The 17,086-nt window shown below is 50.6% G+C and carries 12 protein-coding genes; 1 reads left to right on the top strand and 11 read right to left on the bottom strand.

The features are described from left to right. Positions 1–75: 75 nt before the first annotated feature. The gene (gene pgi / locus M2Q46_RS13970; protein ID WP_302357485.1) at positions 76–1,647 is read left to right on the top strand and encodes a glucose-6-phosphate isomerase; all 1,572 of its coding nucleotides are present in this window, start codon (positions 76–78) and stop codon (positions 1,645–1,647) included. Positions 1,648–1,661: 14 nt separating this feature from the next. Here the strand turns inward: pgi and M2Q46_RS13965 are convergent, their stop codons facing one another. The 11 genes from M2Q46_RS13965 to wecB all read right to left on the bottom strand — a co-directional run bounded on the left by M2Q46_RS13965 (position 1,662) and on the right by wecB (position 17,082). Beyond that, positions 1,662–3,218, bottom strand: coding sequence for an LTA synthase family protein (locus tag M2Q46_RS13965; RefSeq protein ID WP_302357483.1), 1,557 nt, complete (start codon positions 3,216–3,218; stop codon positions 1,662–1,664). Then, positions 3,208–3,981, bottom strand: a complete 774-nt coding sequence (locus M2Q46_RS13960) for an SDR family oxidoreductase (protein ID WP_137430571.1) — start codon at positions 3,979–3,981, stop codon at positions 3,208–3,210. The genes M2Q46_RS13965 and M2Q46_RS13960 overlap by 11 nt, the downstream gene beginning before the upstream one ends. Beyond that, entirely contained in the window at positions 3,968–5,446 is a 1,479-nt protein-coding gene (locus M2Q46_RS13955) for a glycosyltransferase (RefSeq protein ID WP_268379628.1), read from the bottom strand. The genes M2Q46_RS13960 and M2Q46_RS13955 overlap by 14 nt, the downstream gene beginning before the upstream one ends. A gap of 15 nt (positions 5,447–5,461) precedes the next feature. After that, the gene (locus tag M2Q46_RS13950; protein WP_021447224.1) at positions 5,462–6,547 is read right to left on the bottom strand and encodes a glycosyltransferase; all 1,086 of its coding nucleotides are present in this window, start codon (positions 6,545–6,547) and stop codon (positions 5,462–5,464) included. Continuing rightward, a complete protein-coding gene (locus M2Q46_RS13945; RefSeq protein WP_302357481.1) occupies positions 6,544–7,860 on the bottom strand; it encodes a glycosyltransferase family 4 protein in 1,317 nt (438 codons plus the stop codon). The genes M2Q46_RS13950 and M2Q46_RS13945 overlap by 4 nt, the downstream gene beginning before the upstream one ends. Before the next feature lie 5 nt (positions 7,861–7,865). Next, positions 7,866–8,828, bottom strand: a complete 963-nt coding sequence (locus M2Q46_RS13940) for a polysaccharide deacetylase (RefSeq protein WP_240688318.1) — start codon at positions 8,826–8,828, stop codon at positions 7,866–7,868. A gap of 14 nt (positions 8,829–8,842) precedes the next feature. Next, entirely contained in the window at positions 8,843–9,673 is an 831-nt protein-coding gene (locus tag M2Q46_RS13935) for a polysaccharide deacetylase (protein WP_302357480.1), read from the bottom strand. Positions 9,674–9,827: 154 nt separating this feature from the next. Next, on the bottom strand, positions 9,828–12,596 hold the full coding sequence (locus tag M2Q46_RS13930) for a heparinase II/III family protein (protein WP_302357479.1): 2,769 nt from the start codon (positions 12,594–12,596) through the stop codon (positions 9,828–9,830). 33 nt (positions 12,597–12,629) lie between these two features. Continuing rightward, on the bottom strand, positions 12,630–14,609 hold the full coding sequence (locus M2Q46_RS13925; protein WP_302357478.1) for a glycosyltransferase family 4 protein: 1,980 nt from the start codon (positions 14,607–14,609) through the stop codon (positions 12,630–12,632). Between the two features lie 74 nt (positions 14,610–14,683). After that, positions 14,684–15,946 carry a UDP-N-acetyl-D-mannosamine dehydrogenase gene (gene wecC / locus M2Q46_RS13920; RefSeq protein WP_302357477.1) on the bottom strand — a complete coding sequence of 421 codons (1,263 nt, stop codon included), beginning with the start codon at positions 15,944–15,946 and terminating at the stop codon, positions 14,684–14,686. A 14-nt stretch (positions 15,947–15,960) separates the two neighbouring features. Then, positions 15,961–17,082: a non-hydrolyzing UDP-N-acetylglucosamine 2-epimerase gene (wecB, locus tag M2Q46_RS13915; protein WP_083054873.1), complete on the bottom strand. Its 1,122-nt coding sequence runs from the start codon at positions 17,080–17,082 to the stop codon at positions 15,961–15,963. Between the last annotated feature and the right edge of the window lie 4 nt (positions 17,083–17,086).

Below are 17,086 nucleotides of genomic sequence, written 5' to 3'. Positions count from 1 at the left end.
CCGCTTACCGGCAGACGCTCAAGCCCGATAAAGCCTCGTACAATGGCGGTTTCGTCTACTGCAGGCCAAAACCCCATGCCCCTGAACGCTGAAATCCTTCCCTCTGCCGCCCCTTTACCCGGTCTGCCAGAATGGACCGGGTTTTGCGAGGCAGCACACCAGTCTGATCGATACGCGTTGGACCTGCATTGCCTGAAAGCCGCAGGCTTGCAAGTGGACTTGAGTGGACAGCGGCATTCGCCGGAACTTCAGGCAGCCGGAGCCGCTCTTTTAGCAGCCCGCCATTTCAACACGGCACGCAAACAGTTGCTAAACGGCGGCATCGTCAACGGCACCGAACAACGCGCGGCCTGGCACAGCGCCCTGCGCGCCCCCGCCCCCATGGCGGAAGTCGCCAAGGAACGCGAGCGCATGAACGAATTCGTGCGCGTAGCCGACTCCGAGCGCCGCTGGCGCAACATAATCCATATTGGTATTGGTGGCAGCGACTGGGGCGTGCGCCTGTCCCTGGCGGCCTTTGGCTATCGCCACAGCTGGCGCAACGTACGCTTTCTAGCCAATATCGACGGCCATGCGCTGGAGCATGCACTGTCGGGTATGGACCCTCACGACACCCTGATCGTGATCGCCTCCAAATCCTTCACCACGACCGAGACTCTCAAGAACGGACAGCGGGCCCTGGAATGGCTGCAGGCCGCTGGCGTTGCCAACCCCTACGAACAAATCGTTGCGGTCACCGCCCGCCCTGAAACGGCCTCCAACTGGGGGATTCCACAAAAAAATGTCTTCCAATTCTGGGATTGGGTAGGTGGCCGCTTCTCCCTGTGGTCGGCAGTCAGCTTAACCACGGCTTTAGCGGTTAGCAGTGATGTGGTGGCCGGGATGTTGTCAGGCGCTGCAGCCATGGACCAGCATTTTCAGGAAGCCCCCATCGCCTCCAACGTGCCCGTGCAAATGGCACTGGCTGGCGTGGTCAACCGCAGTGTGCTGGGTTATGGCTCACTGAACATTTCCCCCTACGACTTCCGCCTGGGCAATCTGGTGCCCTACATTCAGCAACTGGATATGGAGTCGTTGGGCAAGTCCGTCACCACCAGCGGTGAGCCGGTTGGAATCGCTACCGGCGCAGCCGTCTGGGGCCTGGCTGGAACAGACGCACAACACACCTTCTATCAGTGGCTACACCAGGGCAGCGATGGCGCTCCTGTGGACTTTATTGTGTGCCAACAGGCGGACCACAATCAGGCCGAGCACCATAATCTGCTGCTGGCGAACTGCCTGGCACAGCGCGAAGCCTTGATGCGCGGCAAAACCTACGAGCAGGCCCTGGCCGAGTGCGAACAACAAGGTCTGGGCGAGCAGGCTGCCGAACTGGCCCACCATCGCGTGCACTCGGGCGGCCGCCCTAACACCCTAATTGTGTTACCTCGCCTGAACCCCTTCTCGCTAGGCGCCCTGCTGGCCTTGTACGAGCACAAGATATTTGTGCAGGCCTTGATCTGGGGGATCAACCCCTTCGATCAGTGGGGGGTGGAATACGGGAAAGTACTGGCGAACGGGATTTTGCAGGAACTGTCGGGAGAGAAAAAAGTCTCTGCTGAGCATGATGCGTCTACTCGGCATTGGATAGACGTTTTCAAAGATTGACCCCAAGCAGGCGCTTACAACGTCTGCTTGAACATCACTCCGCTTAAACACATCCACTCCCGCGCCAGGTCATGAATCGCCGCATCCCGATGCGGCGTTTTTGTCTGGTTCCCTGCGGAGTTCCAGACAAAGTAATCCACATCCCCACACGGCGTCCCCAGAGCCGCGTAGACCGAAGGCATGATGGGAACGTGGTCGCCATACCAGCACAGGCTGGCGGCTCTATCCGATGCACTCAAGGCTACGCGTAAACGTGTCAGCATGGCATCGGCATTGCGCATATGGCGCAAGTAAATCGTCAAATCTTCGCAACCTGGTGGAGGTGGCTGATGGTACAAGGCCTCGATATCCCCCGCTGCAACCTTTTCCAGGTGCAAAGGCCCGTGATTCTCCATCGTAATCACATGAATGAATACCGGCCCTGTAGCCTGCTCCAGCACACTGGCGACTTTATCCGCCACCGCCAGATCGCCAATATAAGGGCCTGTACGTTCCACATCCGCAAAGGCCTTGATGTCCAGAAACTCGTCAAACCCAAACAGCGGAAATACACGGTTGCGCTGGTAAAAACTGGCGGGATAAGGGTGGATACAAATCGTGTGGTAACCCTGCTGCTTCAACCAGGAAGCCAAGGTCCCCACCGACCATCCCGCGCATACTGCGCGATAGGGATTGAAGCGATGCACGCCCAAAGCGCTGTTTTCAATACCGCTCAAGAAGGAAAACTCCGAGCGCACGGTATTCGCGCCCCAAGCGGGGACCTGCAAGTATCCGCTGGCAACCGCTTCAGCTTTGAAGCGGTCAAACTCCGCCAGAATTTCTGGTCGAATCCCGTCAGAAATTCGCCGGGCATCAAAGAAAGACTCGCTTTGTACGGAAACCAGATGCGGCAGATCCCCCGAAGAATCCGCACCGGACAAAACAGACGCAGACGTTGGAGCAACACTTTCAAAAGGGGAGGACAAGCTGGGGCGCTCTCGCCCTTGCTGCCAGTAACGCCAGAAGCTGGCTAACAGCCCCAAGGCCTGCACGTCCTGCTCAGGTGCAATCTGCACCATCAAACGCGCACTATTGCCCCAAAGCAGCAAGCCCAGACTCAGCACAGCCAGCAGAGCCAAGGCTCCCCATTGCGCTGTCCAGGCAGCCCGCAAGGCAGGCACGGCCTCCAGCCACAAGCCAATCGTCAACGCGGCAATAAAACCCGCTGCTGCCAGAAAGAACTTCCCCCACCCGAGAAAAGGAATGTAGAGCCGAGGGTGACGAATCGCATCCGTGAAATACTCGTAGTCCTGAAATACAAAAGCTTCACGCAAAGCCTTGAACTTGGCATTGCTGACCACGACCAGCAACAGGAAAAAAGCGCACAGCAAGGCCGTGGCAAAGACAGGCCGTCCCAGCAAAAAAACCAGGGCGACATATGCCAAACCGTACAGGCCTATGTGCAAGGCCCAGGCCGCTGCAGGACGACGCAAGCTGGCTGCTGTTTGCAGAAAACGCTCCAGACCGACTGTCAGGGCCAGTCCCGACACGGCAGCCAGGATTGCAGTCCAGAATCCGGGCTCAAGCGTCATAACCGATCTTGCTCAGAATAAATACAGACACCCGGGCGGGCAGCACGGCGAGAAACCAGCAACCAAGGTTCAAAGGGAACGGAAAACTGATACGCGCTTTATTGGCTTTCAGGCCACGGGCAATACGCTTGGCTGCTCTTTGCGGGGTCCACAGAAACGGTTTGGGGCCCGGCATGGCATCGCACATGGGCGAGCTAACGTAGCCTGGCATCACCACATTAACCTTGATTCCTTCCGGAGCCAGCCAACCACGCAGACCTTCACCATAAGCTTTGACCGCCGCCTTGCTGGCGCTATAGGACGGCGTGGTGGGCAGACCAAAATAAGCGGCCAAGGAGCTCATCAAGACGATCTGACCGCGCCCTTTCGCCCGCATGGCGGGCAGCACAGATTGCACGACTCGCAGCGAGGCCTTCACGTTGATATCCAGCAGCAGCTCGGTATCTTCCCAGGCCTCCGGCTCGCCATTGGGACCTACATGGATATTCATACCCGCATTCACGATGACCAGATCAAACGCAGCGCATTGCGACAACCAGTCATGCAAGGCATCCAGATCACGCAAATCCAGCTGATGAGTCTGTACCTGCGCACCCGCCTGTCGGCAGCGCTCGGCCAGAGGTTCCAGAATCGCAGCATTGCGACCATGCAAAGTCAGCTCTGTACCGGGCTTGGCGTAGTAAAGCGCCAGCTCGCCACCAATGGCACTGGTGGCACCGGTAATCAGAATCCGTTCCTGCTCTGCTGGTTCAGCTACGCCCACGCGCTCTCCTTTCTTGGAAGGACCAGTACAAAACCATGCCAAAGCCTACACAAACCGTCGCATTCAAAGGAATCAACAAGTAATTGCCCATGCGTATGGCCACATACAAGGCCAATGCCGAATACAGGAAAGTGAACACTTCACCAATCAGCAAATAAAGATTGATGCGAGGCTGTCTTGCCACCTTCTCGCCCTCACCTTTTGGCGTACGGTTAAATTCCCCGTAGACCTTGAAGGCGGCTCGCACACCACCGACAAAATAATACCAAGCCATGGGCGGGAACATGGCGACATACAAGTAGGTATGCCACAAGGTGCCCAACACCCCCGGCCTGTCATCAAAACGTGCTCCCTTGCGGGCACCAAAAGCATTATTCAACGCCCAGACAGCGACCAGCAAAAAGAATAGCGGCGCGCCCCACTGCAAGACGACATGGTCAAAATTCAGCAAATAATTCAGCGGCAGGCTTAGCAAGACCAGAGCATAAATCGACGCCAGCATGACCGATGAAAACATCATGGAAAACGCATGCATGCGCTTCATCAAGGGCATGTCCTGCTGCCACATCTGCCCCAGGTGCTTGAAGGCACTATGAATCAGACCCCGCCCCCAGCGCTCCCGCTGCACACGGAACGCACTGATGTTCTCGGGCAAAGTGGACATGGACACCACATCGCGCAAATAAGCGTATTTCCAGTCACCAAACTGAGCTCGATAGCCCAGGTCCACGTCCTCGGTAATGGTAGAGGCATTCCAGCCCCCCAGGGCTTCCACGCAAGCGCGTCGCCAGACACAGGAACTGCCACTTAGCGAGGCCATGTCCCCATCTTCACTCAGCCCCACCGTCACATACTGCTGGTGGCCCATTTCCATGGCCTGAAAACGGGTCAGAAAAGAATGGTCGCGGTTCTCATAGCCAATACCCGTTTGCAAAAACCCCAGCTTCTCGTCCTTGAAAGGAGGGATCGTTTTCTGCAGAAAATCGGCAGGCGGCAAGAAGTCCGCATCGAAGATCGCAAAAAACTCGCCCTGGGAATGCTGAATGCCATGCACCAGATTCCCGGCCTTGTAGCCTGCACGATCAGCACGCTGAATGCGGCGAATGGGCACACCTTGCCGAGCACACTGATCCACCTTGTTCTGGGCCAACAGCGCAGTCTTGTCTGTTGAGTCGTCCAGCACCAGAATTTCCAGCGCGGACACCGGATAATCCAGACGACAAGCCGCATCGATCAAACGCTCGACAACAGCGGCCTCGTTATAAATCGGTAATAAAACGCTGACCTTGGGATACCAATCCTGCTGCAAGGAGGCGGACGTCTGCACCAGCTCGCTTAGCTTACGACGCTCCACCCGTCGCGAGATCAGCAGTACCCGCAGTTCCAGAACCACGTACAGGGCAAAGGCCCCCACAACCAACAAGAACAGCGCCTGAATCAGGTACGCAAAAATGCTCACAATCATGGAAACAAGCGCACCCTAGAAGCCGACCACATCAGCCAGCTCCTGGAGGCGATGCTCCCAGGTGTGGAACTGACGCACATACGCCGCCCCCGCCGCCGCACGCTCGCAATCCTGCGCGGTGGGGCCCTGGCGCAGACGTGCAAACAACTCAGTGGCCTGCTCACGGGAATGCACCACGTGGCAGAAATCGCGGAAATAACGATCCACCGCACGACCGGGATTAGTCACCGCAATGCCCCCACTGGCCAGAATCTCCAGCAAGCGGCGCGAGCACATGGTGTCAGAATCCGTGACCGAGTTCACGTTCAGGCACATCACATGTTCTTTGTAGATACGCCCCGTCTCGCGGTGCGGAACCTGACCATGAACCTGCACATGCGTCGAGCGCGGAAAGCGGAATTCGATATGCCGGGACAATCTGTCGTGATTTCTGTCGTAGGCATTAAGCTGCATCTGCGCATCCTCACAGGCCCCGAAAATCATGTCCAGAAAACGCCTACGTTCACTCAGGATGCGACGGTAATAACTGCCCGTAAAGCACCCTTCCTTGCGTGTGAAATCAAAGCCCGTGAAGTTATGAAACGCAGGCTGATACGGCATGCTCAGGGTGTTCACAGGCACATCAGGATTCAATCGAGCGCGATAGCGCGGCAGGCAATCACTGTCCGTGGTGAACACATAATCAAAGGCCTTGGCCACATCAATGAAGTGCTCGAAATACGCCCCATCGTCCTTGTTCCAGAACACCGTGGGCACACCCTGATCTTTAGCGAACTGCACCAGCTTGTAAATCGTGCGAGGCGTACGCAAACGGATCAGTCGCGACTGCTTGGCCAGCTCGTAGCGCCACGCGCCACCCAGCCCATGGAACACGGACTCCACAAAAAGCAGATCAGGCTTCCAGGAGGAGATGACCTCCTCGTAATTGCGCGGGTTAAGAATACGGATAGAGCATTCGGCTGACAGGCAGTCTGCGGTGAAGTAGTCCGAGACCAAGGCTACTTTCAATTGCCCAAACTGCCCCGCGGGCTTGCCGTCTTCACTGACGGTTGGGTGCGTGTAGATGCGCGCCCCCAAAGCCCGGATTGCGCGACCAATCATGAATTAGCCCCGGTCGGCAAAGCATGCACCACAAAGTCAGCCCAACTACGACGCTGCGTGGCCTCTTCACGTGCCAAGGCACCATCCTGGGCCAACACTTCCGGACCAGCCTGAAACGTTTCCTCCAGCACACGAGCCAAGTCCTGCACATCCCCTGCTTTAAAAAAACGCACCGAACGACATGGCCCAACTTCGTCTTGAAACACCGGCAAATCCGGCACCAGAACAGGCTTGCCCATCGCCATCGCCTCAACCAGCTTGATGGGGGGCACAATACGGCACACCTCAAAGGGACGACGAGGAATACATACCAGCGCGGCCTTGGCCTGCAAGGCGCGAGCCTCCTCAGGCGAGACCCGACCAGCAAACAGCACATGCTTTTCCATACCCAGACTTTGCACCTGAGCCTGCAACTGAGCGCGCGCCTCCCCATCTCCAATAATGGTCAGGGTCACATCCTTGCCACGGCCAGCCAGATCCGCCACGGCGTCGATCAAGACATCCAGCCCTTCATAAACAATCAGGGAGCCAGCATAAACAATCGTGTTGGGCTGCACATCCTGGGCAGCGCCAGGGGTAAAGCGCGAGGGGTCGACACAATTGGGCATCAGGCCCATGCGTGCCGGGTCAACATTCCAATGCTCGCGAGCGTACTGCCCCAACTGCTCGGAAATCACAAATAAGCGGTCTGCCTGACTGGCAACCAGACCTTCCAGCTCCAGACCCTGCTTGAAGCCCTGCGAGTCACGGAACTCCGGCATGCGGGAGGCTCGGCTCAGCTCCCACAAGCCACGCATTTCATATTGGAACGGAATGCCTAACTGACGTGCGGCGATCAAGGCTGGCAAGGCATTGACGTGATTAGAGGCGGCATGAATGACGGCGACACGCTGTTTGATGGCTTCCTGAGCAATGGAGGCGGCAGCTTCTATGGCGAACTGCATGACGGGGCGCTTGTTGGAAGGACTGCGAGCATGTGCGTAACGCACCCCATCCACCAAAGTTTCATCCTGCTCGGCCTCCACCAGTCTGTCTTTACGATCCCATGGATAGCCGGGACGAGTCAGCACGCAGATATCCCCGCCTGCCGCTTGCATGGCACGGATAATCTCATGGGTTCGGGTAGTGTAGCCACTGATGTGATACGGCAAGGCACTAGCCGGCACATACAGCAAACGTCCTGGCACGGGTTCGTAAGGTGTCAGGCGACGCTGACCGCGTCGGGTTTGCCGACGCACAGTAAACAAGGTCAAACGCCGGCTCAAAGCCATCCAAGGCTCGCGCACCAGCCCACGCCATAACTTAAAGAACATGTTCCTCAGGCCTTTTTCTGAATTTTATTGTCCGGTTCTGCCTTCAGCTCTGCCAATGACAAGTCCACCGTATCAGGCACAACAATTTTTCCGCGAGCCTTCAAATCCAGAAACTCTGCCGTCGTAATCACGTCATAGTCCTTAGTCAGGCGGGCCAGCAATTTGCGATACCCCTCCATACGGCTATCGTCACGATATTCACCCAGACCGTTCTCGTCCCAGAACAACAAGGACCAGGAATGCAGCAAGAAAACCGCAAATGAAGGGTTGCCGCTAAGCGTATTCAACAACAACTGCCCCCACCAGGGGCGGAAGCGGAAATAGCTGGACTCTGGGTAAGTGAGGCGAGCCCACCATTCAGGCTTGCCTACCTTACCTAAAATCCGCTTCTCGGTCGTAGGCACTTCGATCACGCCGTTAGACCAAACAAAAGGATTATTTGTGGGTTTGCTGTAAACGCACTGATTATTGTGGACAGCGCATACAGAGTTATTGAAGGACAGAGGAATACCCACTGCCTTCAAAGCACGAATCGTATCCGCATTCCAGCGGAATGAACCCGCCCGATGAGCCAGAACCGGCTTGCCTGTTACCTCGGACATCACACCTGCAAAGTGCCTGAACACAAACTCTGCACGGGCCTGCTCGGTGTACTGGTTCATATACTGCGGACGGTTCGACAAACCATGCTCTTTCCAGAAGCTGTCGGGCAAGTACTCCGGGTGGGTATGCAGTTGTACATCTTGACCTTGCTCATCCAGCCAACGCACCACTTCTTTCAGCTCGTCAAGACGGGAGTAAGCCCCGCACAAGTCCGTAAAGAACACATGCTTGACGCCGAACTCGTCACCGATCTTGCACATTTCGGCCACCCCGGCCGTACCCTTTGGAAATCGCCCCCAGATCAGACGATTAACATGGTCGTCAGAGGCCCGCTTTGGCAGCGCCTCTGTGTCGACCGTAATCATTGCGTAGCGATCCCTCATACCTGTGTTTCTACCTGCTCTAAGTTAACTGTTCGCGAAAGACGGATTTTACCCCGCGCCTGCAGATCTAAAAAATCTGCTGTGGTGATCACGTCGTAATCCTTAACAACTCGTTGCAAGAACAGGCGGTAACCCTCCAGCAAGCGGTCGTTGGTGTACTGGAAATGACCGTTTTCATCCAGATCCAACAAGGACCAGGAGTGCATCAACACCACTGAGACCTTGGGCAAGGACCACAAGGGATCCTTCCAGAAAGTCGTAGGCCGCGAACCATATTGAAAATAAGAAGATTCCGGATAAGTCAGGCTGGACCAGCGATCTGGTTTACCCCCCGGTTCACCGGGCTTAAAACGCTCTGTGACCGGCACTTCAATCGTTCCGTTCGACCAGGCATAAGGCAAGCAATCAGGCTGGCCTGTTGGGCAGCGTTTTAACAAGGCAGCCCGCATGGACTGGTTGAAGGACAAAGGAATACCGACGGCCTGCAAAGCACGGATTGTGAGGGCATTCCAGCGGAATGAGCCTGCGCGGTGGGCGAGGATGGGTTTGCCGGTAACGTCCGAGATCAGCTTGCCAAAGTGCCGAAAAACGAATTCGGCACGAGCTTGGTCCTTGTATTGGTTCATCAAACCGGGACTGGGAGGCAAACGATGTTTAGCCCAAAAAGACTTGGGCAAGGTTTCAGGATGGGTATGTAGTTGCACATCCTGACCTTGCTGATCCAACCAGCGAACCGCTTCCAACATCTGAGGCTGCTGCGCAATAGTGGCACATAAGTCCACAAAGAACACATGCTTTGCACCGAACTCGTCACCAATGGAGCTCATTTCGCGGATACCCGCCGAACCATTCGGATAATCTCCCCAAACTAAACGCTGGACGTGATTGTCAGCAGCTCGTTTAGGAAGAGCCTCGGTATCTATAGTCAATACGATGAATCGCTGGTAGCCAAACAAAAGTCTATTACCAATTTTTTAAAGATTATATAAGAGATAAATAATACTTTTCTATCGCTACTTGCGCGCGGACACCATCAGGAAAACCTACGCTATGGTTTCTAACACCGTTCTTCTTTGCAATAGCGTCACCGCTAAAGTGAATTTTAGATAATTTCACCTGACGCTTAGACAAAAAGTCCTCCATTCTCTGATGATGCTCCAAAGTATTATCATCAACGTTGCAATAACTTATACACTCACTAGGACCCAACCTCCCATTAAAAACAGTCTCCAAATCAAAAGGCATAATGCTATCTTTCGCCGCAGATACTGCTCTATCTAGCGCAGAAAACTGAGAGTGCTTCGGCAAGTCAAATTGACAATTAGACAACATAACTGGTTGATTAAATCTAGCAGCCATATCCAAAGCAACGTGGCCTCCGCCACTACTGCCATAAAATAGTATATTTTTTATAGAGTATTTTTTTACGTAAAAACCAATCAAAAACTCAATAACATCTCGCTGTTTTATTTTTTTTGTATCTAAAAACCACGCAAGATATACTTTATCATTACGGTAAATGTCTAAAATCAAATCTGAAAAACACAATACATGAGGGCGATTCGGAAAATTTAAATTATGAAACCTAAAAACTGGTAAAACACTTCCAGGAGAATTTGGAGTATCAGGCTTAATAGCGCCATGGAAAGAAACAAACAAATTCTCAGAATTAACTGGAGCTTCCTTGAAGTAATGATTTATATTTTTATAATCATTATAAATAATATCATTGTAATGAGAGGCTTTTTTTGTTTTCCAATCAGAAACACAAAAATTATCTAATGAGATTTCTTTAGACAGTTCAGGATCATTACAAACCACTACTCCCTGTTGAATGGAAATTAAAGCATCGTTATCTTCGGCGGCCTGAATACGAGTCAAAAAAACCTGTTTATCATCTAGATGTGAACCAAGCACGACTAAAGGAGAGGGTTCGTATGTTAAATAAGACGTTGAAACCCAGCCACGCAGCCCATCCTCTCCATCATTTCCTACATAGATCTGGCTATCAACATCATTCTTAGTCGAAGCGCAAGTCAACATAAAATTCTCGTTACTCACAGAATCAAAACCTTGAATTCGGCCGCCTCTACCAGAAACAAAAAATCTAGAGTCAAAATTCCAAGAAAGCTCCACTGAACGTCGAGGTCGATTTTTAATCTTATTCTCTAAGACATCAATTACGTACAAATCTAAATTAGGCGAATAAACCACTATACGGCCGTGAGAATAACCAGCCTCCGTATGCTCGACATATCCCTTTAAAACCCAATAACCAGAAACATAATTTATATCACCAAAAATAGCAGAACCATATGGATTTCTTTTTACTCTTGAAAGGCTTTTTCTATCAACTGTTATTGTATTATGCGCGTAGCTACTTTGAAAATAACCACGATACTTATCAGATTTATAGCCGTATTTTCCAGAATCTATAAGAATGTTGCGACCGTTTTCCTGAAGAACAAAAGATAAACAGTCTGCATGTTTATGGACATTACTATGAAAGCCTCCCTGAAAAAAAAGAAAATGGCTTTCTGAAGAATCTGTTTCAGGAGTTGATCGGACAACCCCATAACCATCCAAAACTGCAGCCATCGAGCCAGCGAAAGTTTTATGCGGCCACTCTCTAAGAGGGCCCAGTTCTTTTAATACACCGGTGCTACCCGAATCCCCTACAGGAACACATCTCAAAAGTGGATCAACTAGCCAGGACTTAGCGATTTGAGATTTGGCCAACAGGCTCGGAATAGAACCCAGGCTTTTATTCGACCACCACGGAGAAAACAAAATACCTGTAATCTTTTTTGTGACGAAAAAATGATACTCAGGAGAGTCTTCCGTATGTACTCCATGAGCTCCCAGTTGTTCGCCTAACAAAGTCTGCATCGTCTTAAGAGCATAATCTCTCTCGGCATCAAACCCAAAACCGTGCTGATGACGCCAAGCATAAATTAATGCCATTAAACCGTTAATTTGAAATAGCCCATGATTCCCGGGGTTCAGATTTTCAGCATCAGCCAACTTCTCGATATGAGCACGAACTAATTCATTAAAGCCAACAATAGAATGCGTTACATTATTCTTCTGACACATCAACGAGAAATAAGCCAGCTTCAACCCTCTCAATCCCGTTGACATATCATACCAAAACCATCTTGCCTCTTCACCGGAACGATCTACAGCATTCTCGCACATGCTCCAATCATTAACTAATTCGGATATATAATCTACATCCTCCGGCAAAAACCGCTGTAAAAATGGGTCTAGCATTCTCCAAGCATGCAGCTGGAACATCCAATTTCTATCAGAAAAAACATCCCTCCCCCATTCAATAGGCAATCGCAATAATTTTCGAGTCAGATCTTTTCTACCCATGGGCAGAAAACCTTTATTCATATACTCTGAAATTTCGACACCTGGATTCTTGAATTTCCTTATCTCAAAAAAAGAGAGTTCTAAATTCTCAGAAAAACTATCACTCTGGTTTTTTTCAACATCAGACAAAAGAAACTCTTTAGTCCAAAATTTACTTATCCCCTTAACATCTTTCTTATAAACTCGGATTTTATACAAACCACTAGAAGGAGGGATATAAAAAAAGCAGCTCTCTCCCGCATCCAGATAACCTTTTTTATCAACTAGCTCATTACCTTTAAAGAGCCTATACGCAATGCGAACGCCAGCCATTGCTTCACTTAAGATTTCCAGCTTATTATTTTTATAAAAAATATCAGTGATTTCCGCCATTAAAGCCTCTTAAAAACGCACAATTTCAAAATATCACAGCAGAAATTTATTAATTACGTCCTTTGCTTTTTCTGAAGTCCTATTCCAAGTGCGCTCATTCTCCACCCAATACCTACCATTTTTTCCCAACCTATATCTCAACTGTTCATCCTTAATCAGAACTTCTAACTTTTCACTTAGGTCTTTAATATTTCCTTTTTCAAAAACCAAGCCAGTTTCATTTTCAATGATCATCTCCGTCAAGGCTCTTACTGACGATACAACCACTGCCTTCTCCATAGCGAGAGCTTCCAGCGGTTTCATTGGAGATACCATTTCAGTAACTGGCTGAGGTTTTCTCGGAAACGGGGCAATATCAATTAATGAATAAAAAGACTCAACCTGATCATGTGGAATACGACCTGGCATAATTAATTTATCGGCAAGCCCTTCCTCGGAGGCAACTCTCAATATCTCTTCAGTAATCGGCCCCCTTTCAGATCCAGAGGCATTTTCATTACCGACAAGCAATAGACGGAAATCTATATTTTTTTTAATTAGCTCTGCACATGCTTGAGCAAGATTTTCCAGCCCTTCGTATTGTACAAAGCTGCCAATATAACCAATAACGGGTACATTATTAGGGATCCCCAAACTCTCAGCTAACGCTCTATCTCTACCCCTTGGAGAAAACTTTGTAGGATCACAAGAGTTTGGCAAAATTGTAATACTCTGCTCATTAACACCTCTTTTTACCAGCTCTTCTTTCATCGGGGTTGTTAACGTGAATACTGCGTCGGCATTTACTGCTGCTAAACGCTCATTTTCCACCTGGCCAGCGTATTGGGGTGTAGTCTTATATGCAGGCTCCCTCGATATCCTCGTAATCTCCCAAAACCCGCGAACCTCATAAAAAAATGGTATCCCTACTTCCCGCGCAGCAATAGCAGCCGGAATAGCTGTTAGGTGATTAGAGGCAGCTAAAACAGCCTCCACGCGATGTTTTTTTAGATATTGGACAATTTCATCTGCTGCAGCCAGCATATAAACATTTCCATTTATATTTTTGCGTAGTGGCTCAAAAATTCGCAGATACTTCACACCATCAACAATATCGCCAGGTGTCAAATCGCGCCCCACGTGATCACCAGCAATATCTAATGGAAATCCAGGGCGAGACGTACATAACACATCAAAGCCCGCCTTCATTAAACCTGCAGCAATTCCTTGGGCACGGGTAGCATACCCTCCCGACGAATAAGGCAGGCTATTATGTAAAAAATAGGCAATTCTGCGAGATACAGGCTGATAGACCGGAGCATCTTTACGTTCGCTCAGCCGTCTTTTTACTTCACTCAATAACGACGAGCCATTATTTAATCTTTCATGGGCAAGTTTTAGCCATTGATCTGTACTAGATCTCTCATTGCCAATTTCAACAATCTTGGCTAGGGCAAACTTAGCCACCTCATTTTTTCCTGAGTTAAAGCCAGCCCAATAAAGCGCTCTGAGAGTTCGCTCTGCTTTATTTAGCTCATACAACCCTAAAACCACTTTTAACGCATCAGGCGACTCACCTATGCTCTTGAAATAAGCAGAAGCCTCTAAAACCTCAAGTACAAATACATCTAATCCAGGCGATTTAAAATCCATAGCCCGTACAATTTTCCCAGCAGAACTTTTATTCTTATTCTTTATTTCCACCCAGAAGATCAGCCTTAGAGCAGCCTGTGAATAACTACTGACCCCCATCTCCTTACTTTCTAGGCTATTTTTAATCTGCAGTATTTTTCCATCCACCCAGCCATCATCAATTTTTAATAGAACATCTATTAACCCATCGACGCCGACATACGGAAAAACAAAATCACTCTCAATTTTTTTATTAATTTCCCTCTGGCACAACTCCAAGTTCAAAGCAAAAAATTTTTCACCATAAATACGCGCTGCTTCCCCATAAAGACTTTTTGCCTTAGAAAAATCCCCCGCCTTGTAACTCTCATAAGCCTGAGACACCACGTTACCAGTATTCATCTCTTTCGCCTCATAGCCAGCTGTGTTTCTCACAGCTGGCTGTTTACCAATAAAAACACAAATCACGCAGACATTTAGTCAAGCAATCCAACGACATCAACAATATTAGCGCAAGACTCTATCATGTTTTTATTTGCGATAAACTCCTTATGTTTTACGAGAACTAGTACAACATCCGCCTCATTTAGGCTTTCCTCAAACTCCACATAAGAAACATTATCGCCAACCAAGGGCTTGGGCAAGGAATTCACATTCGGCTCAACTGCCAAAACCTGGCACCCAATTTCCTTGATTTTCTTTGAAATCCCCATTGCTGGGCTTTCACGCAAATCGTCAATATCAGGTTTAAATGCTAAACCTAAGCAAGCAACCTTAATATCGCTAATTGACTTACTAACATTCTTCTCCACCACGTCCAAGATAGCTGCTTTTACCTTTCCTACCACCCACTCAGGCTTAAAATCATTTATTTCGCGAGCCAGCTTGATAATACGAGCCTCTTCAGGTGTCTTATCCACAATAAACCATGGATCGACAGCAATGCAGTGCCCACCAACCCCTGCACCAGGCTGCAAAATATTAACGCGTGGGTGACGGTTAGCCAGGCTGATCAGTTCCCACACATTAATATTCAAGCGATCGCAGATCAGAGACAGCTCGTTGGCAAACGCGATGTTGACGTCACGGAAGCTGTTCTCTGTCAGTTTGCACATTTCAGCGGTGCGGGCATTGGTTGGCACCAAAGCACCTTCCACAAAAATTCGGTACAGCTCAATTGCCATCTCGGTAGCTTTTTGAGTCATGCCACCAATAACACGGTCATTGCTAACCAGCTCATGGACTACGCGACCGGGCAAAACACGCTCTGGGCAGTAGGCCACCTGAATATCAGCCTCCTCGCCCGCTTGCTGAGGAAAGCTCAGGTCCGGACGAGCTTCAGCCAGCCACTGCGCCAATTGCTCGGTCGTACCAACAGGAGACGTCGACTCCAGAATAACCAGATTGCCTTTGGCCAGCACTGGCGCAATGGCTTTAGCGGCGTCGGCGATATAGCTCAGGTCAGGCTTGTTGCCTTCCAGGAAGGGGGTCGGGACGGCGATCAGAAACGCGTCCGCAGGTTCCGGGGTCAGCGTAGCGCGCAAGTAACCACCGTGCACGGCGGCCTGCACCAGCATATCCAGTTCAGGTTCAACAATATGAATACGGCCTTGATTGATCGTGTCAACCGCGTAAGCGTTCACATCAACGCCAATGACCTTTTTGCGGCGTGAGGCAAATAATGTTGCAGTAGGCAGGCCGATATAGCCCAAGCCGATCATGGAGAGAGTTTCAAACATGCTGGTCTTCCGAATCAAGAGATCAAGGTTTTTAAAATTTCACTAATGCGGGTGGCGGCCTTGCCGTCCCCATAAGGGTTGTGCGCCCGTGCCATACGCTCATATTCAGCAGCGTTATCCAGCAGCTGCGTGGCAGCGCTGACAATGGCTTGTGTTTCTGTTCCCACCAAACGCACAGTTCCTGCATCCACGGCTTCAGGGCGCTCGGTCGTGTCACGCATCACCAATACCGGTTTGCCCAAAGAAGGCGCTTCTTCCTGAATGCCCCCGGAGTCGGTGACCAAAAGGTCACAACGATCCATTAGGTAAACAAAGGGCAAATAATCCAGTGGTTCGATCAAATGAACATCGGAAACGTCGGATAAGATACGACGTACTGGTTCCTGAACATTTGGATTCAAGTGCACTGGATACACCACCTGCACATCGCCACGGGAGGCAATCTGGCGCAAGGCCAGGCAGATGTTTTCAAAGCCAGAGCCAAAGTTTTCGCGACGATGCCCCGTCACTAAAACCAAGCGCTTGGCTGGATTGATAAAAGAGAACTGAGCCTCAAAACGGCTGCGCAGTTCCGAGTCCTGACGTACGCGTGCTGCCACATCCAGCAGCGCATCGATGACGGTATTGCCCGTAATGTGTACCGTCTTGGGATCTACACCTTCACGCAACAAATGCGACTGTGATTGCTCGGTTGGAGCAAAGTGCACATCAGCCAGTACGCCTGCTTGGCGGCGATTCATTTCCTCTGGCCACGGCGAGTACTTATTATGAGTACGCAAGCCAGCCTCTACGTGACCGACCTTGATCTTGGCGTAATAGGCCGACAAAGCTGCGGCCATGGTGGTAGTCGTATCACCATGCACCAGGATCATGTCTGGTTGCCATTGTTTGTACACATCACGCATACCCAACAACACATTACTGGTGATGTCATACAGGTCCTGGCCTGGCTTCATCAGGTTCAAGTCAAAATCAGGTTTAATGGAAAAAATATCCAGAACCTGATCCAGCATCTGACGGTGCTGACCCGTGACGCAAACACGTGCTTCAAATGCAGAGTCGGCAGCCAAAGCCTTAACCACCGGAGCCATTTTGATGGCCTCCGGTCGTGTGCCAAATACAGTCAAAATCTTCATAAAA

The sequence above is a fragment of the Alcaligenes sp. YSL9 genome, assembly GCF_030515105.1.
Classification (GTDB): Bacteria; Pseudomonadota; Gammaproteobacteria; order Burkholderiales; family Burkholderiaceae_B; genus Alcaligenes; species Alcaligenes phenolicus.
Note: the sequence above shows the minus strand (reverse complement) of the source record. Positions and strands in the feature narration are given on the sequence as shown.

What these genes read in the sequence shown, in the direction of transcription:
- pgi (WP_302357485.1), top strand. Translation starts at nt 76, where the DNA reads ATGCCCCTGAACGCTGAAATCCTTCCCTCTGCCGCCCCTTTACCCGGT.
- M2Q46_RS13965 (WP_302357483.1), bottom strand. Translation starts at nt 3,218, where the DNA reads ATGACGCTTGAGCCCGGATTCTGGACTGCAATCCTGGCTGCCGTGTCG.
- M2Q46_RS13955 (WP_268379628.1), bottom strand. Translation starts at nt 5,446, where the DNA reads ATGATTGTGAGCATTTTTGCGTACCTGATTCAGGCGCTGTTCTTGTTG.
- M2Q46_RS13950 (WP_021447224.1), bottom strand. Translation starts at nt 6,547, where the DNA reads ATGATTGGTCGCGCAATCCGGGCTTTGGGGGCGCGCATCTACACGCAC.
- M2Q46_RS13945 (WP_302357481.1), bottom strand. Translation starts at nt 7,860, where the DNA reads ATGTTCTTTAAGTTATGGCGTGGGCTGGTGCGCGAGCCTTGGATGGCT.
- M2Q46_RS13940 (WP_240688318.1), bottom strand. Translation starts at nt 8,828, where the DNA reads ATGATTACGGTCGACACAGAGGCGCTGCCAAAGCGGGCCTCTGACGAC.
- M2Q46_RS13935 (WP_302357480.1), bottom strand. Translation starts at nt 9,673, where the DNA reads ATGAGCTCCATTGGTGACGAGTTCGGTGCAAAGCATGTGTTCTTTGTG.
- M2Q46_RS13930 (WP_302357479.1), bottom strand. Translation starts at nt 12,596, where the DNA reads ATGGCGGAAATCACTGATATTTTTTATAAAAATAATAAGCTGGAAATC.
- M2Q46_RS13925 (WP_302357478.1), bottom strand. Translation starts at nt 14,609, where the DNA reads ATGAATACTGGTAACGTGGTGTCTCAGGCTTATGAGAGTTACAAGGCG.
- wecC (WP_302357477.1), bottom strand. Translation starts at nt 15,946, where the DNA reads ATGTTTGAAACTCTCTCCATGATCGGCTTGGGCTATATCGGCCTGCCT.
- wecB (WP_083054873.1), bottom strand. Translation starts at nt 17,082, where the DNA reads ATGAAGATTTTGACTGTATTTGGCACACGACCGGAGGCCATCAAAATG.